Origin of the sequence: Methylocella tundrae (assembly GCF_901905185.1) — a bacterium.
Lineage (GTDB): Bacteria > Pseudomonadota > Alphaproteobacteria > Rhizobiales > Beijerinckiaceae > Methylocapsa > Methylocapsa tundrae.
This window is the reverse complement of sequence record NZ_CABFMQ020000078.1, coordinates 1-16,881: the sequence shown is the minus strand read 5'-3', so window position 1 is coordinate 16,881 and position 16,881 is coordinate 1. Positions and strand designations below refer to the sequence as shown.

Annotated in this window: 15 protein-coding genes and 1 pseudogene; 7 read left to right on the top strand and 9 right to left on the bottom strand. The window is 61.9% G+C overall.

Features of this window, described 5'->3' with window-relative positions:
* The first annotated feature begins 33 nt into the window (after positions 1-33).
* Positions 34-414 carry a nuclear transport factor 2 family protein gene (locus MPC4_RS09730; RefSeq protein ID WP_174512346.1) on the top strand — a complete coding sequence of 127 codons (381 nt, stop codon included), beginning with the start codon at positions 34-36 and terminating at the stop codon, positions 412-414.
* A gap of 18 nt (positions 415-432) precedes the next feature.
* Entirely contained in the window at positions 433-1,032 is a 600-nt protein-coding gene (locus tag MPC4_RS09725; protein WP_174512345.1) for a DNA-3-methyladenine glycosylase, read from the top strand.
* Positions 1,033-1,060: 28 nt separating this feature from the next.
* Here the strand turns inward: MPC4_RS09725 and MPC4_RS09720 are convergent.
* The 4 genes and pseudogenes from MPC4_RS09720 to dnaE all read right to left on the bottom strand — a co-directional run.
* A pseudogene (locus tag MPC4_RS09720) lies at positions 1,061-1,170 on the bottom strand (IS5/IS1182 family transposase); the annotation flags it as partial.
* Positions 1,171-1,188: 18 nt separating this feature from the next.
* On the bottom strand, positions 1,189-3,420 hold the full coding sequence (locus MPC4_RS09715; RefSeq protein ID WP_174512344.1) for a TonB-dependent receptor: 2,232 nt from the start codon (positions 3,418-3,420) through the stop codon (positions 1,189-1,191).
* A gap of 148 nt (positions 3,421-3,568) precedes the next feature.
* Positions 3,569-3,943, bottom strand: coding sequence for a DUF2946 family protein (locus MPC4_RS21610; RefSeq protein ID WP_341264072.1), 375 nt, complete (start codon positions 3,941-3,943; stop codon positions 3,569-3,571).
* Positions 3,944-4,165: 222 nt separating this feature from the next.
* The gene (gene dnaE / locus MPC4_RS09710) at positions 4,166-7,624 is read right to left on the bottom strand and encodes a DNA polymerase III subunit alpha (RefSeq protein ID WP_174512343.1); all 3,459 of its coding nucleotides are present in this window, start codon (positions 7,622-7,624) and stop codon (positions 4,166-4,168) included.
* A 327-nt stretch (positions 7,625-7,951) separates the two neighbouring features.
* Here dnaE and MPC4_RS09705 point away from each other — a divergent pair, with 327 nt between their 5' ends.
* Positions 7,952-8,851, top strand: coding sequence for a cupin-like domain-containing protein (locus MPC4_RS09705; RefSeq protein WP_174512342.1), 900 nt, complete (start codon positions 7,952-7,954; stop codon positions 8,849-8,851).
* A 157-nt stretch (positions 8,852-9,008) separates the two neighbouring features.
* On the opposite strand, the gene MPC4_RS09700 is transcribed toward MPC4_RS09705, so the two are convergent.
* The 5 genes from MPC4_RS09700 to MPC4_RS09680 form a co-directional block, all read right to left on the bottom strand.
* A complete protein-coding gene (locus tag MPC4_RS09700; protein WP_174512341.1) occupies positions 9,009-9,335 on the bottom strand; it encodes a hypothetical protein in 327 nt (108 codons plus the stop codon).
* Positions 9,336-9,470: 135 nt separating this feature from the next.
* Complete coding sequence (locus MPC4_RS09695) at positions 9,471-10,241, bottom strand: amino acid ABC transporter ATP-binding protein (protein ID WP_174512340.1); 771 nt, start codon at positions 10,239-10,241, stop codon at positions 9,471-9,473.
* A gap of 1 nt (position 10,242) precedes the next feature.
* Positions 10,243-11,397 carry an amino acid ABC transporter permease gene (locus tag MPC4_RS09690; protein ID WP_174512339.1) on the bottom strand — a complete coding sequence of 385 codons (1,155 nt, stop codon included), beginning with the start codon at positions 11,395-11,397 and terminating at the stop codon, positions 10,243-10,245.
* Between the two features lies 1 nt (position 11,398).
* The gene (locus MPC4_RS09685; protein WP_244628934.1) at positions 11,399-12,619 is read right to left on the bottom strand and encodes an amino acid ABC transporter permease; all 1,221 of its coding nucleotides are present in this window, start codon (positions 12,617-12,619) and stop codon (positions 11,399-11,401) included.
* Positions 12,620-12,631: 12 nt separating this feature from the next.
* Positions 12,632-13,648 carry an amino acid ABC transporter substrate-binding protein gene (locus MPC4_RS09680; protein WP_244628938.1) on the bottom strand — a complete coding sequence of 339 codons (1,017 nt, stop codon included), beginning with the start codon at positions 13,646-13,648 and terminating at the stop codon, positions 12,632-12,634.
* 316 nt (positions 13,649-13,964) lie between these two features.
* Between MPC4_RS09680 and metC the strand changes: the two genes are divergently transcribed.
* The 4 genes from metC to MPC4_RS09660 form a co-directional block, all read left to right on the top strand.
* Positions 13,965-15,152 carry a cystathionine beta-lyase gene (gene metC, locus MPC4_RS09675; RefSeq protein ID WP_174512337.1) on the top strand — a complete coding sequence of 396 codons (1,188 nt, stop codon included), beginning with the start codon at positions 13,965-13,967 and terminating at the stop codon, positions 15,150-15,152.
* Positions 15,153-15,288: 136 nt separating this feature from the next.
* Positions 15,289-16,092 (top strand): hypothetical protein, encoded by an 804-nt coding sequence (locus MPC4_RS09670; protein ID WP_174512336.1) that lies wholly within the window; start codon positions 15,289-15,291, stop codon positions 16,090-16,092.
* Positions 16,093-16,370: 278 nt separating this feature from the next.
* Positions 16,371-16,658 carry a hypothetical protein gene (locus MPC4_RS09665; protein WP_174512335.1) on the top strand — a complete coding sequence of 96 codons (288 nt, stop codon included), beginning with the start codon at positions 16,371-16,373 and terminating at the stop codon, positions 16,656-16,658.
* 106 nt (positions 16,659-16,764) lie between these two features.
* Positions 16,765-16,881 (top strand): transposase (locus tag MPC4_RS09660; protein ID WP_174511329.1); only part of this gene is annotated, 117 nt, incomplete at its 3' end.

Below are 16,881 nucleotides of genomic sequence, written 5' to 3'. Positions count from 1 at the left end.
ATGGTACGACGGAGATGGTCACGGAGCTTTGATATGGAGGACAGAGAGATTCGAGCGGCTCTGGATCGCCACTGGGCCGCCTCCGATGCGAACGACCTCGAGGGGGAGCACCAGATTTACCGAGAGGACGCGGTGCTCGAATATCCTCAATCGGGCGAGCGCATCCGCGGGCGGCGGAAGATTCAGTCGTCTCGCGCCGCGCAGCCGAACCGGAAACGCTTCGCAGTGCGGCGGATCATCGGCGCGGGCGCCCTCTGGGTCACTGAATATGTCCTAACCTATGACGGGCGGCCATCTTACACGGTGAGCATCATGGAGTTCCTCGATGGGAAAGTGGCCCGCGAGACCCAGTATTTCGGCGATCCGTTCGAGCCGGGCCCCTCGCGCGCGCAATGGGTCGAGCGGATGCCCTGACAGCTGGACGCCATAAGGATGGCCATCCGCCGCCCGCTCGCGCGCTCGGAGTTGCCGGTTGATACGGTCTCTCTCGCCCGCCATCTCATTGGCAAGGCAGTGGTGCGGGAGTTGCCTGAAGGCGTCGCGAGCGGTCGTATTGTTGAGACCGAGGCGTATGTCGTCGGCGACGCCGCCGGGCACGCCTACCGCGGGATGACCCGGCGCAATCAGTCGCTGTATCTCGAGCGTGGCCACGCCTACATCTATTTCGCCTACGGCAGCTCATACATGCTGAACGTCTCGAGCGAGACGCCCGGGATCGGAGCCGGCGTCCTGATCAGGGCGCTCGAACCACTCGAGGGCATCCCGATCATGCGGCTCAATCGCGGCGTCGAGCGCCTGCGCGACCTGGCGCGCGGACCCGGAAGGCTCGCCGCGGCGTTGCGGATTGATCGTCGGCTCGACGGGCTCGATCTTTGCCGGGAAGGCCCTCTATGGCTCGGATGCGGCGACGACGAACCCGGCGAAATCGGGCGGAGCATCAGGATCGGCATTTCGCAGGATGCGAACCGCCTCCTGCGATTTTATCTTCGGGACAATCCGTTCGTCAGCGGTCCAAGATCGCTCAACGAATAAGAGGCCGCCGGAGCCACGCGCATGAAGTCCTCAGGCGGCGGAACATGCGCTCGATGCGTTGCGGTTGTCGCATAGGAATGGCGAGAAGCAGTTCTTCCATTTGCGATTCGCCTTTGATGGAATGTTCTGCATCGCGCCGGGCTCCCAATTCGGCAATTAAAACTTCACGGACAGACGCGTATTGAATGAGCGGCCCGGCCCGGCTACCGGATAGCCATAGATGGGCGACGTTCCCATCATAGAGGTTACTCGGTAATTTACGAGATTGGCTCCGCCCAACGGCAGGTCGTAGTTCTGGTTGAAGATATTGTCGATGCCGAAATCTATCCTGACCGCCTCCCATTGATAGCCCACGCGAAAATTGAAGAGAGCGTAAGCTGATGTTGCGAGTTCGTTTCGAACCTGGCTCACAAGGGTCTTCGACCCGACGAGCTGGAGTTCGAGGCTCGAGTTCCAGGCGCCAAACGCCTGATCTATCGCCAGCGTCGCGTTCACGGGCATCATGTGGTAGAGGTTGACGCCATCCGTCCGCTGACCCCGCACGAAATTCAGGTTTCCCCGGAAGCCCCCCTGGCCGAATGTGTCGGTGTCCCAGAGCGCCAGTTTTCCATCGAGGTTTACGCCGTAGAGCCAGGCGTCATGGTTGGCGAACTGCAGATATACGAAGTTGTTTGTCGTGGTCAGATTTGCGGGAAGATTCGCAAGACAGCCGGAGAGCGCGCAGCGGTCGGCGTCGATGTAATCCTCAACATAGCTGTAATAGGGAGAGACCTTGAACTCCCACGCCTTCCTGTCGGGGTCGCGCCACGCCGCGGTGAAACTGACCGTATTGGCCTTCTCCGGCGCGAGGTTGATGTTGCCAACGTAGCCGTTGCCGTCGCCAAACCAGCCGATCATCTTCATCGCCATGGCGCTCGTCGACCAGCTGTAACGCTCGTAGAGATTGGGCGAGCGCGTCTTGCGCGCAAAGCCGAGCTCATAAAGGCTCACCTGATCGGGCTCATATCGGATCAGGGCCGACCCGTCGATGTTGACGTCGGTCCGCGCATGATTGAGGGCGTTGAAGGCGGCGGCCGAGGCGCCGTACATCATTGTGTTGTAGCCCTGAACGTCGCCCGTGTTCATCATCACAATGTCGTTTCGCAACCCGAAGACGGTTGTCCACGGCGCGTCCCAATGCCGCTCCCACTCAGCGAAGGTCCCAACGCGCGTGCGCTGTCCGTTGTTGATGTTGACGAAGGCGTCCGGTCCCATCATCGTCGAGTTGGAGACAGGGGGCCACCAGTCGTCGAGATTGTTATAGTAAAGTTCGTTGCCGATTCTGATGAGGTCCTGCGCCGATATCCGGATCGTGCCCTTGATTGCATATCCGGCGTCTGTGCTCTTTGTGTCCATCGGCATGTCGCCGCTCTTGTCGGGCTCAATAAAACCCATCGTGTGCCGGACGTGATTGAAGAACGCCGTCGTCTCAAGCTTGCCCCAGTCAAACAGGCCTTCATAACGTCCGTTGACGTAGAAGCTGTGATTATCGACCATGTCCATATATTGATTAGGATAGCCCTGATAGGGAATGGCCTGGCCGCCGACCTCCACCGAAAGGAGCCCGTCCTGGACCTTTTTCGCAACGCTGAGCGCGTAGTTTTGCGTTTCGTACAAGGTGGACTTGATTTTCATCCCGTTGCCGGCCGTGTAGTCGCCGCTTCGCGCCCAACCGCCGCTAAAGGCAATGCTCGTATCCGCGTTAGACACGGTCGTGTTCTCGTTCACGCCGTAAGAGGCGCCGTTGCTGCGGAAAAATCCGGAGATGCTTCCGCTCGTGATCCATCCTGGGCCGGACGCGAAGATCGGCGGCGCCACGGCGACGTCAACCCTCGCGCCCGTGTAGTCGCCGCCAGCGCTCACTGGTGCGGCGGCGTTATAAACGCGCATGCTGGAAATCATCGCCGGGTTGACGAAAGAGAGCGGCGGATTCATCTGGTTCGGACAGGCTGGAGCGAACAGCATGCTGTTGATAGACACCTGAACGCGGTCGGCGCCCATGCCGTTAACGGTCGGCAGACTCGACACGCCGCCTGCGCCCCAGGCCCCCCCGCCTGGGATGTCCTTGATCAAGGATGCTGAGTCGCTGCTCCAAAGATCCACTCTGGCGGCGTCGGCGCCGGAGATCGTTGTCGCATCCGCCGGAATCAACGGGCCGTAGGAAGAGCCGTCGTCAGTCGCCCGCGGCAGACCCGAGCGGACGACCACGGTCGGGAGATCCTGCCCGGCCTGGGCGGCAGCGGCAGTGACAAAGAGTGAGTTGAAACACATAAGGGCAAGCGATGGGCGCACGAGCGCGCTTGTGAGACGCAAGGCCGCGCGACCGCGGCTAATGGACGAGGTTTGCATGGTGATGTCCGTAATGAGGGCGGCGAGCCGGCGCAGCCGCGACGCACAACGGGTCGCGCGTCTTGCAGCCGTCTTCACGACCAGCTCAGCGATGGAGGAATGAAGCTAGATTTTCCCGCGCGCGCGGAGCGAGCGCCGGGCGGCGTTCTTACGCCTGCGCCGGAGGAGCGCGCGGCTGGCAGGCGGAACGAGGCTCAAAGACTCGAAGCGAGCTGCGCAAGACAGCCCGGAAATGAAATTCTACGGCGATGCGGTCGATGATCGGCGTGGGCGGAGGGGGAGGCAGCGCCGCGGCGGCCACACGCAATACGCACAGCGGGCAATGGGATTTTAGGTGGCCGCTCTCACCGTCGCTCGGCGATGAATTGCTGCTGAGACAGAGACGGCCGAGGCCGCTGAATTGGGCCGCCGGAATGCTGGCGGCAAGCGCGCTCGTCAGGACAACCTGTAAAACAAGCGCATAGGCGGCCACGCAAGCGGCAATCCGCCCGATGTTTCCTAACCGCCCCAACCGCCCAGTCATCGCAAGCCTTCCCTCGAAAGCTGGCAATAACACAAAAATGTTACGGCCGGAATGGCCGCGCTCGCCCGCCTCGCCAAATGTGACGACAAGGCCCGCGTTTCCCGGGCGGTAGGATGTCGCAGCGCGACGGCGCCGTGATGGACCAGTTTTCGCGACGTCATCCGCTTTTAGGGTTTAAAAGCGCATACAGCTTCTGGACCCCGGGGGCCCCATCTCACAGCCTCACACATGCTCCACGCCGATAATGCCCGGAATCGCCTTGAGCAGCCCCGCCGCCTGCGCCGACACCAGATATTTGCCCGGCAGCTTTAGCTCCACTTCGCCTGTCGACGTTTGCAGGATCAGCGCAACCTCGCCGTCGCCCTGGGGGCGGAGGTTCTGCTTGATCTCGGGCAATGGGCGGTCGTCCGCGACGAAGATCCTCAAGCCTTTTTGCACACGGCTCGCGGCGAGGTCCAAAGGTTCGGCGGAGACGATGCGGGCGCGAACGTCCTCCCCCTCGGCGCTGGCCTGCAGGCCGAGCAGGAGCGAAGCGCCTTTTTCCAGAAGGTCGCGATATTGGTTGAGGCCTTCCTGAAAAAGGATCGCTTCATATTGGCCGGACTGATCGGAGAGCTGCACGATCCCCATTTTCGAGCCGGATTTAGTGCGCCGCTCCTGCCGGTCGAGCACAGTGGCGGCGAGCCGCCCCCCGGACGCCCCCTGTTTGACCGAGCGGGCAAAATCCGTCCAGCGCTGCACGCGCAACCGGCTCAGCACGGCGGCATAGGCGTCCAGCGGATGGCCGGAGAGAAAAAACCCGACGGAGTCGAATTCGCGCTGAAGCCGGTCGGCGAGCGTCCAGGGTTTTGCTTTCGGCAGCGGCAATTGTGCGTCGGCGCCCGCGCCAAAGAGTGCGCTCTGGCCGGCGCGGCGCTCCTCGTCGCGCCGGTGGGCATAGGCGAGGACCGCTTCGATGGCGCCAAAAACGCGGGCGCGGTCGGGCTCCAGCTCGTCAAAGGCGCCCGCCGCGACGAGGCTTTCGAGCATGCGCTTGTTGATCCCGCGCGGATCGACGCGCCCGGCGAGATCGGCGAAATCCCGAAACGGCTTTGCGCCCCTTGCGGCGACCACTGCTTCGGCGTGGCCTTCGCCGACGCCCTTGATGGCGCCGAGCGCGTAGCGGATGGAAAGTTCGCCGGAAGCATCGGGATGAACCTCGAAATCAACGCCCGAGCGCTGGATCGAGGGCGGCTCGACGCGCCCCTTCAGACGGCGGACCTCGTTTGAAAATTCGGCGAGCTTATCGGTGTTGGATTTTTCCAGCGTCATGGAGGCGGCCAGAAATTCCAGCGGGTAATTGGCCTTGAACCAGGCGGTCTGATAGGCGATCAGCGCATAGGCCGCCGCATGGCTCTTGTTGAAGCCGTAATCAGCGAATTTGGCGAGCAGATCGAAGATTTCGTTGGCCTTGGCCTTGTTCAGCCCGTTATCAATGGCGCCGCGCACGAAGCGGTCGCGCTGGGCGTCCATCTCGGCCTTGATCTTTTTGCCCATGGCGCGGCGCAGGAGATCGGCTTCGCCGAGCGAATAGCCGGAGAGGATCTGCGCGATCTGCATCACCTGTTCCTGATAGATGATGACGCCGAAAGTCTCCTTCAGAATGCTCTCAATCTTTGGGTGAATGTAGTCGGCCTCCTCTTCGCCCGCCTTCACGGCGCAATAGCGCGGGATATTGGCCATCGGTCCCGGCCGGTAGAGGGCGACAAGCGCGATGATGTCCTCGAAACGGTCGGCATGCATTTCGACGAGAGCCTTGCGCATGCCGGCGCTTTCCAGCTGGAACACGCCGACCGTCTCGCCGCGCCCCAGCATTTCATAGGTTTTTGCGTCATCAAGGGGGATCTTGTCGATTTCGACCGCAATGCCGCGCCTTGCCAAAAGCTTGACGCATGTGGATAGCGTCGTCAGCGTCTTGAGGCCCAGAAAATCGAATTTCACGAGGCCGGCCGGCTCGACCCATTTCATATTGTACTGGGTCGCCGGCATGTCGGATTTCGGATCGCGATAGAGCGGCACGAGTTCTTCGAGCGGGCGGTCGCCGATTACGATGCCGGCCGCATGGGTGGAGGCGTTGGAGTAGAGCCCTTCCAGCGTCTGCGCGATCTGCAGCATTTTGGCGACGCGAGGCTCAGCTTCGGCGGCTTCTTTCAGGCGCGGCTCGGTGTCGATCGCCTGTTTCAGGCTGACGGGCGCCGCCGGGTTTTGCGGCACGAGCTTGGCCAGCCGATCAACCTGGCCGAGCGGCATTTCGAGCACGCGGCCGACATTGCGCATCACGCCGCGCGCCAGAAAGGAGCCGAAGGTTATGATCTGCGCGACCTTGTCCACGCCATAGCGGCGCCTGACATAGGCGATCACCTCGTCGCGGCGGTCCTGGCAGAAGTCGATGTCGAAATCCGGCATCGAAACGCGTTCGGGATTGAGAAAGCGCTCGAACAGGAGGCCGAAGCGGATCGGATCGAGATCTGTGATGGTCAGCGCGTAAGCGACGAGCGATCCCGCTCCCGAGCCGCGGCCCGGGCCGACCGGAATGCCCTGCGCCTTGGCGTATTTGATGAAATCCGAAACGATCAGAAAATAGCCCGGAAACTTCATTTTGACGATAACGTCGAGCTCGAAAGACAGCCGCGCGCGATATTGCTCGGTCGTGAATCCGGGCGTCAGACCATGCGTGGCGATGCGGGCCTCAAGCCCCGCCTCGGCCTCAGCGCGCAGCGCCGCCGCCTCTTCCTCGAACGCGCCAGTCGCGGAAAAGCGCGGCAGCAGCGGCTTGCGCGTCAGCGGCCGATAAGCGCAGCGCCGCGCGATTTCGACGGTGTTGCGGGTCGCTTCGGGCAGATCGGCGAAGAGAGCGATCATCTCCGCGCGGGTCTTGAAGCGGTGCTCGGGCGAGAGCTGGCGGCGCGCGCCGTCGCCGACGACCGCGCCCTCGGCAATGCAGATCAGGGCGTCATGAGCCTCATAATCGGACGCGGCGGCGAAATAGGCCTCGTTTGTTGCGACGAGCGGCAGGGAGCGGCGATAGGCGAGATCGAGGAGGCGCGGCTCAACCTCGCGTTCGGACGGCAGATTGTGCCGCTGAAGTTCGACGTAGAAGCAATCCGGGAAAAGTTCTTGAAGCGCCTCTGCGCGCAAAGTGGCCTGTTCGGGGCGATTAAGGGCGAAGGCGCGGTCGAGCGGCCCGCCTGGGCCGCCGGACAGCGCAATCAGACCTACGGTGTGGCCGCGCAAGCGCGCAAGCGCGACGTGAGGCGTCTCGCCGGGCTCGGGATCAAGCCACGCGCGGGAGGCGATATGCATCAAATTCAGATAGCCGGCTTCGTTCCTGGCGAGGAGAACGACTGAAGCGCGCCCGGCGCCGGTCTCCTCTCCGCGCGGGGCGAGCGTCGCGCCATCGCCGAAATCGAGCGTGATCTGCAGTCCTGCGATCGGCTGCACGCCCTCTTTCGCCAGCTTTTCGGAAAATTCGAGCGCGCCGAAGAGATTGTTGGTGTCGGTGATCGCCAGCGCCGGCATTTTGTCGGCGCAAGCGAATTTGGCGAGCTTGCCGATGCCCATCGCGCCTTCGCGCAGGGAATAAGAGCTATGGACATGAAGGTGCACAAAGCCGACGTCGGCCTCGATGCGGCTTAAAGACATGGGATCCATTGAGGTCTCGACATTCGGCCGCCATACAAAATTCGGCAGGATGGATTCTAGCGCCAGTCGGCGCTGAAAGCGACGGCGCGTTGCGACGGCCGCGCTGTCATCCAACGTTTTAGGGAGGCAGCGTGGCCGGGCTCGGTTTCGCCTGCGGATGCTAAGAACAGTTGCGTTGGCGCGCCAAATGCAACCGCGCACTGCATTTTTGATCTTCATTGATATCCGAATGCCCGCATTCATTTTTCAGAAATGATGCTTGGTTTGCCCTCATTGGCGACTCGCGGTATAGAGCCGGGCTCTGGCCCCGCTTTGAAGAGACGTTCAATGCTGACCATGCCCCCGTCAGCCCGTGTGGCTAAAAAATGGACGACGGTCGATCCGATCGAGGAATGCCGCCAGGCGCTGCACAAGAAGGCCTTTGCAGTTCATCATCCCCTTGCCGGCCATCCACTGTTCAGCATTGAAGCTTTAACCGCGGCGGCGGAGCGGGCTGCGAAACGGAGCGGCGACCTTTACGCCGATGTCGGCGATCTTTCACTGACCGATAAATGGGGCTCCGTTCCGGCGCCCACCATGCCGATTCCCGAGATTATCGAACGAATTGAAACGGCCGGCGCATGGGTCGTGCTGAAACATGTGGAGGTCGATCCGGCCTATAAGCGGCTTCTCGACGAATATGAGGCTTTCGTGCGCGAAATCGCGGGGCCCGAGGGCTCAAAACTTCTGACGAACGCCGAAATGCTGGTGTTCATCACATCGCCGAACCGCAAAACGCCCTATCATTTCGACGCCGAGGTCAATTTTCTCGTGCAGATCACCGGATCGAAAAATCTTTGGGTCTGTGACCCAAATGATCGCAGCGTCACAACGGAAGAAGAGATCGAGCAATATTACGGCGTGTCGATATCGGCGGGGACCTATAAGCCTCACGCAGAAGAGGTGGCCCGGCAATTTACGCTTCATCCGGGCGACGCCGTGCACATTCCGACGCATGGCGCCCATTGGGTGCAAAACCACAATGAGGTGTCGGTCTCGCTGAGCCTCAATATGGAATTTCCGAACTGGCTGCAGGCGGATGTCTACCGCGCGAACCACTATCTGCGCCGTCTCGGCCTGTCGCCGCGTTCGCCCGGACAATCGATCGTCGCCGACCGCTCCAAGGCGGCGATGATCCACGCCATGCGAGCCGCCAGAAAAAACGCGAGACGGCTCCTCCGGCGGTGAGCTGGCGCGGCCGAAGGCCGCGGCGTTTTCGCGTCAGATCATGCGGCGATAAAATCAGCGGCATGAACGACCGTCCGAATCGGTCATGCCGCTCGCTCCCTGAGGTGTTGGGAAAGCCCGCGCGGCGCTGCCGCCGCGCCGGAGGCGGCAGAGCCGATCAGTACGGCGGAGCCGGATAATATCCGCTCCATCCCGCGCCATCGAAGGGGCGCACATAGATATAGGCGCCGGGCGGCCGCGCGGCGGGCCGGGGACCCCAATAGCCGGGCTTCCAGACGCAGGGGCCCGCCGGCTGGCAGACCCATTCCGGCTTCCGGTATCCGGCTTCAGCGCGCGACTCGTCCCTCAAATCTTCGAGCGAACGATAGGTGTGGTCGAGCGCATTGAACGGCGCGCCGGCCTGGGCCGACGCCGTTTGCGTCGCAAGTCCAAAGGCGCAAAAGCCGAGAGCCGCGCTAAGCAACAGGCTCTTCTGGATCTTCATGACTTCCTCCAAATGGGCCAGCGACGGTCCAACCGAATGACGCCCCCGACACTCCGTGGCTCACACGCGGTGGAGCGCACCCGCCCTCAACCATTCCATAAACGCCCGACCAAGCTCGGCTGTTCCAAACCTTTGCTATAATATTTGCCCTAAGAAAAGCTTGGTGCGGGGATGTTTGGGGGAGGAAAAAAACGCTTCGGGGCGATTGATCTCGACGATTGCCCCGGCGTCCATGAAAATCACCCGATCGGCGACCTGACGGGCGAAAGCCATTTCATGCGTGACGCAGAGCATGGTCATGCCGTCGCGCGCCAATTGCACCATAGTCTCCAGGACCTCCTTGACCATTTCAGGATCGAGCGCCGAGGTCGGCTCGTCAAACAGCATGATTTTCGGATTCATACAGAGCGCGCGCGCGATGGCGACGCGCTGCTGCTGGCCGCCGGATAATTGACCTGGATATTTGTCGGCCTGCTCGGGGATCTGAACCTTGCCAAGATAGTGCATGGCGGCCGCTTCCGCCTCCGCGCGATCCATTTTGAGCACATGGATCGGCGCAAGCGTGCAGTTTTCCAGGATCGTCAGATGCGGAAACAGATTGAAATGCTGGAACACCATGCCGACCTCGCGGCGCACCTCGTGACTCTGGCGCAGATCGCTCGTGAGTTCGGTTCCCTCCACGATAATGCGGCCGCTCTCATGCGCCTCGAGCCCGTTGACGCAGCGGATCAATGTGGATTTGCCGGAGCCGGAGGGGCCGCAAATGACGATGCGCTCGCCGCGCTCCACCAAGAGGTCAATGTCGCGCAGCGCGTGATAGGCGCCGAACCATTTGTTGAGGGCGATCATCTCAATCGCGATGGATTGTTCCGCCGACGCGGCGCCGGACCTGTCCTCATCGGTCATCTTAGCGATCTCTTGCCAGCGACAGGCGCCGCTCGACAAAGAGCGAATAGCGCGACATGCCGAAACAGAACACAAAATAGAACAGCGCCGCGAAAATATAGCCGGTCGTTGAAATGGTAGGCCCCGCCCAGACAGGATCGAGCCGCGCCGAATCGACTGTTCGTAGAAAGTCGAAGATGCCGACGACGGCGACGAGGGTCGTATCCTTGAAGAGGCCAATGAAGGTGTTGACGATGCCGGGGATGACATGCCGGAGCGCCTGCGGCAGGATGATCAGCCGCAGCATCTGCCACCGGCTGAAGCCGAGCGCCTGCGCGCCCTCGAACTGGCCTTTGGGCATGGCTTGCAAGCCGCCGCGCACGACTTCCGCCATATAGGCCGAGGCGAAAAGCGCGACGCCGATAAGCGGGCGCACGAGCCTGTCAGGGGCCAGATCCTCGGGCACGAACAGCGGCAGCATCGTGTTAGCCATGAACAGGACCGTGATCATCGGGACGCCGCGCACGATCTCGATGAAGCTCGCGCAGGCGATGCTGAGCGCGGGCAAGGCCGAACGACGCCCGAGCGCGAGGAGAATTCCAAGCGGCAGCGAGACGACGATGCCGACGATGGCGACGAGAAGGCTCACGAAAATGCCGCCCCAGAGATCGGAATCGACGCGCGGCAGGCCTGCCCAAGGCGCTCCATGCAGCAGGATGAAGGACAGAATCGGATAGACGCCGAAAAAGAGAATCGCCGCCGTCAAACGGCGCGAGGCGTCAAGCCAAAGCAACCAGACGATCAGGCCGGCGCCGATGATCAGCGTCACGTCGACGCGCCAGCGTTCCGACAGCGGATAGGAGCCATAGGTGAAATAGGGAAGCTTTTGCCCAATGAACGCCCAGCAGGCTCCGGCGCCGGGCGCGCGGCAGAGATCGCCGTTGGGCGCGGACCAGACCGCGTCGAACACGAGAAAGCGCAAAAGCGCGGGAAGAAAGATCCCGATCAACGCCAAAGCGCCAATGGTCAGAAGGCTCGCGCGCCAGCCATCGAAGAGATTGCTTCTGATCGCCGAGGCAAAGCTCGGCCTGACGTCCGGCGGCGGACGGGCGGCGACGCTCTCGCGCCTGAGATAAAAGGCTTCCCGGCCTGTGGCTCGAAGCCTGGTGGTGGCCATCTCAGCGCTCCTTCAACGCGAAGCGCCGGGCGTAGAGATTCATCGCCAGCGAAGCCAGAAGCGAGATCGCAAGATAGACCGCCATGGTGATGACGATCACCTGCACCGCCGCGCCGGTCTGGTTCAGGACCGTTCCCGCGAAGATCTGCACGAGATCGGGATAGCCGATGAACACCGCGAGGGATGAATTCTTGATGAGGTTCAGATATTGGCTGGTGAGCAGCGGAATGATGAGGCGCATCGCTTGCGGCGCGATAATGAGGCGGTTCGCGTCCGGCGCGGAAAGGCCGAGCGCCGCCGCCGCCTCGCGCTGGCCGCGCGGCACGGCCTCGACGCCGGCGCGCACGATCTCGGCGATGAAGGCGCCCGTATAAAGACTCAAGCCCAAAACCAGCGCGACAAATTCCGGCAGCAGGCGAACGCCGCCGCTGAAATTGAACCCCCGCAACTCCGGCCGCACGAAATCGATCGGATTTCCGGCGATGACGAAAGCGGCGAGGGGAAGCACGAGCAGCAACGCCGCGGCGACGCCGCTGAGAAAAGCGGCGCGATCGCTCCCGAACTTTCTGCGCGCCGGCATGGAGCGCAGCGCAATCGCGCCGAGACAACTGACAAGCGCCGCGAGGAGGATCCAGACCGCCCCGCCGCCAAACACGGGCTCAGGCGCGAAAAGCCCGCGATTGTTGAGAAACAGGCCAAAAGGCAATTCGAGCGACTCGCGCGGCGGCGGCAGCGGCTTCAGAACGGCGTTGTACCAGAACAACAACTGGAGCAGCAGCGGCACATTGCGCAAGGTTTCGACATAGGCCATCGCGCATCTGGCGACGATCCAGTTCTTTGAAAGCCGCGCGAATCCGACGGAAAAGCCGATGATGGTGGCGAAGATCAGGCCCAGCGCGCCGACGAGGCATGTGTTCAGAAGGCCGACGACAAAGGCGCGTCCATAGGTCGAGGCGGCGCTATAGGGGATCAGGCTCTGGTTAATGTCAAAACCAGCGACTTTGCCAAGGAAGCTGAAGTCCGTCGCTATGCCCCGCGCCTGCATATTGTCGCGGACATCCAGGAAAGCCATCGCCGCAAGAGCCGCGAAGCCAATGACGAAGGCGAGCTGGATCAGCGCGGCTCTCGCTTTGGCGTCATACCAAAGCGCAAGCGCCGGATGGCGCCGCACATGGCCGGGCCCGTCTCCGCCCGGCGTCAGAAACCCGGCCTTCTCCGCCACGCGGCCTCGGCCCTATCGGATCGGCGGCGCATATTGGAGGCCGCCCTTGGTCCAGAGCGCATTGATGCCGCGCTTGATCTTCAGGGGCGACCCTTCGCCGAGGTTTCGATCGAAGACTTCGCCATAATTGCCAACGTGCTTGATGATGCGAAAGGCCCAATCAGCGCCAAGACCGAGGCCCTCACCGAAATTTCCTTCAAAACCGAGAAGCCGCCGGATCTCCGGGCGCTCGGATTTCGCTTTTTCATCGACGTTTTTCGAGGTGACGCCGAGTTCCTCCGCATCGACCATCGCGAAATTCACCCATTTTACCAGATTGAACCACGGATCGTCGCCCTGCCGGACGGCCGGCCCCAAAGGCTCCTTGGAGATGATTTCCGGCAGCACCACGCTGTCGTCGGGGTTCGCGAGCTTTTGACGTTCGACGTAAAGGCCGGACGCATCCGTCGTGTAGGCGTCGCAGCGGCCGCCGTCATAGGCTTTGACGGCTTCGTCGGCATTGGCGAAATTCACCGGCTCATATTTCATATTGTTGCCGTGGAAGAAGTCGGCGAGGTTGAGTTCCGTCGTCGTGCCCTGCTGAACGCAGATCGAGGCGCCGGACAGTTCGAGCGCCGACGACAGATTGAGCTTTTTGCGCACCAGAAAGCCCTGGCCGTCATAATAAGTGACGCCGACGAAGAGAAAGCCCTGCCCTGTCTCACGCGATATCGTCCAGGTGGTGTTGCGGGCGAGCACATCAACTTCCCCCGATTGCAGGGCGGTGAAGCGATCCTTGGCGCTGAGGGGTATGAATTTCACCTTGGTCGGATCGTTGAAGATCGCGGCGGCGACCGCCCGGCAGAAATCAACGTCGAAGCCGGTCCAGACGCCCTTGTCATCGGGAAGGCCGAAGCCCGGCACGCCGGGGCTCGAGCCGCACATCAGATAGCCGCGCTTTTGAACCTGATCGAGCGTGCCGGCCTGCGCCGCCGCTTGCGCGAACGCCGTCAGCAGGGCGAAGGCAAGGATTTTCATCAACACGTTCATCTTGAGCATGTGAAAAAGTTCCGGATTTGATCCTGCGCGAGGATGCGTGGCCACTTGTGCAACTAGAGGGCTTTGGCAAATCCGGTCAAGGGAGCCAATCCTTCGCCGCCCGCCCCTCGTCTCGGCGGTCTGGGCTTGCGTCGACCGAAATTTGCATCAATCAAATGGATCAGGCGGCAAACAGAACCCTATTTGATTTTGCCGGGATCAAAATGGCGCCAGACCATCTTAAGGGCTCCTTAACTCGACGCGGGCTTGACGAGGAGGACGAGAGACCCGCAGTTTGCGCCGCACATAAGGCTGAGTGGACGACCCCATGATCGAGACGACCGAAAAAGACCGCAAAAATCTCAAGACGCGCACAAAGCTCGTCTATGCCGGGCGCCACCCCTCGGAGCAACATGGTTTCGTCAATACGCCGATCTATCGCGGCTCGACGGTGCTGTTTCCGACCTTTCACGATCTCGTGACGCGCAATGCCGAGTTTACCTATGGGACGCAAGGCTCTCCAACGACGAAGGCGCTGACGGACGCATGGACGGAGTTGTCAGGCGCGGCGGGGACCATTCTCGCGCCGACAGGGCTCGCAGCGATCACCCTCGCTTTGCTGACAGCGGTCAAAGCCGGCGATCACATCCTCGTCACTGATTCGATTTACCGGCCTTCGCGCATCTTCTGCGACACGATTTTGGCCCGCATGGGCGTCGAGACGACCTATTTCGATCCCTGGATCAGCCATAAGGTCGAGCACTTGATACGCCCCAACACCAGCGTGATATTCCTCGAGACGCCGGGCTCGCAGAGTTTCGAGCTGCCGGACGTTCCCGCTATCGCCGCCCTCGCGCGGGCAAAAGGCGTTTGCGTCATTCTCGACAATACCTGGGCGACTCCCCTGTTCTTTCCGCCGCATGAACGCGGCGCCGATATGGCGATCGAGGCCGGAACGAAATATCTTTCGGGCCACTCTGACCTGCTGCTCGGGCTCGTCTCCGCCAATGCCGAGTGGCTCGGCCGTCTCAGCGCCACCGCCGACGCTTTCGCCATGTGCGCCGGCCCGGAAGATGTTTTCCTCGCCCTGCGCGGCCTCAGAACGCTCGAACTGCGGCTGCGCGAGGCGCAGCGCCAGGCGCTCGATATCGCGCGATGGCTGGAGGGCCGGCGGGAAGTCGCCGCCGTGCTGCATCCGGCGCTGCCGTCCTGTCCTGGACACGCCTTATGGAAACGCGACTTTTCGGGCTCATCAGGGCTTTTTTCGGTGCTGCTCGCGCCTTGTTCGCAGAGAGCTGTCGCCGCCATGCTGGACGGACTCGAACTGTTCGGCATGGGATTTTCCTGGGGCGGCTTCGAGAGTCTCGTCATTCCCTTCGACTGCCGCTCCTACCGCACGGCGACGCCATGGAATCCGCCAGGTCCGGCGCTCCGCTTCAACATAGGCCTCGAAGATGTCGAAGACCTCAAGGCCGATCTCGACCGGGGTTTTGAACGTTTGCGCAAAGCGGGCTGAGGAGCTTGCGGGCGAGTCATTGCGATCTCTTCGGGCTGAACGCCGCCATCGTGCGTCCAGGTCGCGAGGAAGCTTGCCCTGACTCACGGTTGTGGGGCACATTCAAGCGCAAAATCAGTCAGGGAGAACGGCCGGCATGAACACGCTGCGGCTCGCGCTGCTGAGCCTCGCCGCGCTCGTCGCGATCATTTTGGGCTGGACATTTTTGCATAACGCCCCTCGGGAACCCGATTCCAGCGCTCGGACCGACGGGAGACGGGCCTCGCCGCAAGAGGTCGCGGCGATGCGGCGCGCCATCGAGCGAACCGTCGCGGGAGAGCCAGACTACGCGGGTTTCTTCGATGAGCTCAAAGCCGCCTTTCCGGCTGAGTACGAAGCCTTTATCGCGCGCGCGGCCGAGGGTTCCGCCGAAGCGGGCGAAGGCGCGAACGCGGACGCCCTTATGATCGACGCGGCCCGCGGATTGCGCAGATCGCATGGCATTTTGGCGGCGAGCGCGGACGGCCCTGCTCTCGACCATTATTTCGACGCGAAGCTCGCCTTTCTTCGTGCGCTCGCCGGCGCCGACAAAGCCCTCTGCGTTGATTTTCTCTCGGGCGGCAATGGCGATTTCGTCGCTTTTTTGCGCGCCCATCGCCCGCTCTTCGCCGCCATGGCGGCCGCGGGCCTCGACGCGATCAATGACGGACGGGCCAAACGGATCAAACGGGAGGCGCCGACCGACGAGGACTTTCATACGCTGGAGAACGCTCTGCGCGCGCAGGGGCTGTCCAACGCGGCGATCGAGGCCCTCCTCGACGGAAAGGCGACCATTCCGCCGCTCGAAGACGGCGAGATGTGCCAGGCGGGCGAGGTCTACCTCCAGACCCTCGCCGCGCTGCCGGACGCCGCAAGGCGCCGCATCTACGGCTTCGCCGTCCAATTGGCGGTGCGCTCCTAGAAAATGACGCCGAAAGGTTCTAGACTTCCGGGTCAACATGATCCGTCACAACAAAGACTTAAGGAGCAGAATGCGATTCCGTTTGAACGCATTCTGCTTGAGAGCGCCGCGTCCTGCGCCGCGCCGGGGCCGTTCCCAAAAACCCCTTGCTGAAGCCAAACCTTTCACCTTCGCGTGAGACTGATCAGTTCACGCCTCCAGCTACTGGATTCTCAATATGACCGGTCATATTTAACTTGGAGCGGTGGGAACGAAACATCTCTCGAAAGCGAAAAGCCATGAACAACACCAAAATTCTCCTCGCCGCCGGCGCTTTATTGGTCTCGGTCGGCGTCGCGCAGCAGGCGGCGGCGCTGGGCGTCTCCGACCATGGAGCAACTGTCGTCAACACGGATGTAGGGGCTGCGCCCTTAAGCGTGACATATGCCACAGCTGGTTCGAACGGTATTGATCGCCCGCGTTCGGGACAGGGCGCTGGCGCACAGGATCTCTTCCATCGGACACAGGGCCTCAGCATGGCTGAAATGGCCGGCTTCGGCAGCCTGAATGGCGCCGGTCGCTTTTAGCCAAAGGTTGAAGCGCCTCTTTTGATTATCACCGGCGCCTAGGTCATAGACCCATTATCGGGATTCCCGAATCGGCTGTGGCGTGATTCAAATCACGGAGGCTGAGATGGCGCGGTTTGATTTGACGGATTTCGAATGGTCGGTGATTGAGCCGTTGTTGCCGAACAAGCCGCGGGGTGTTCCGCGCGTCGATGATCGTCGCGTCTTGAACGGTATCTTCTGG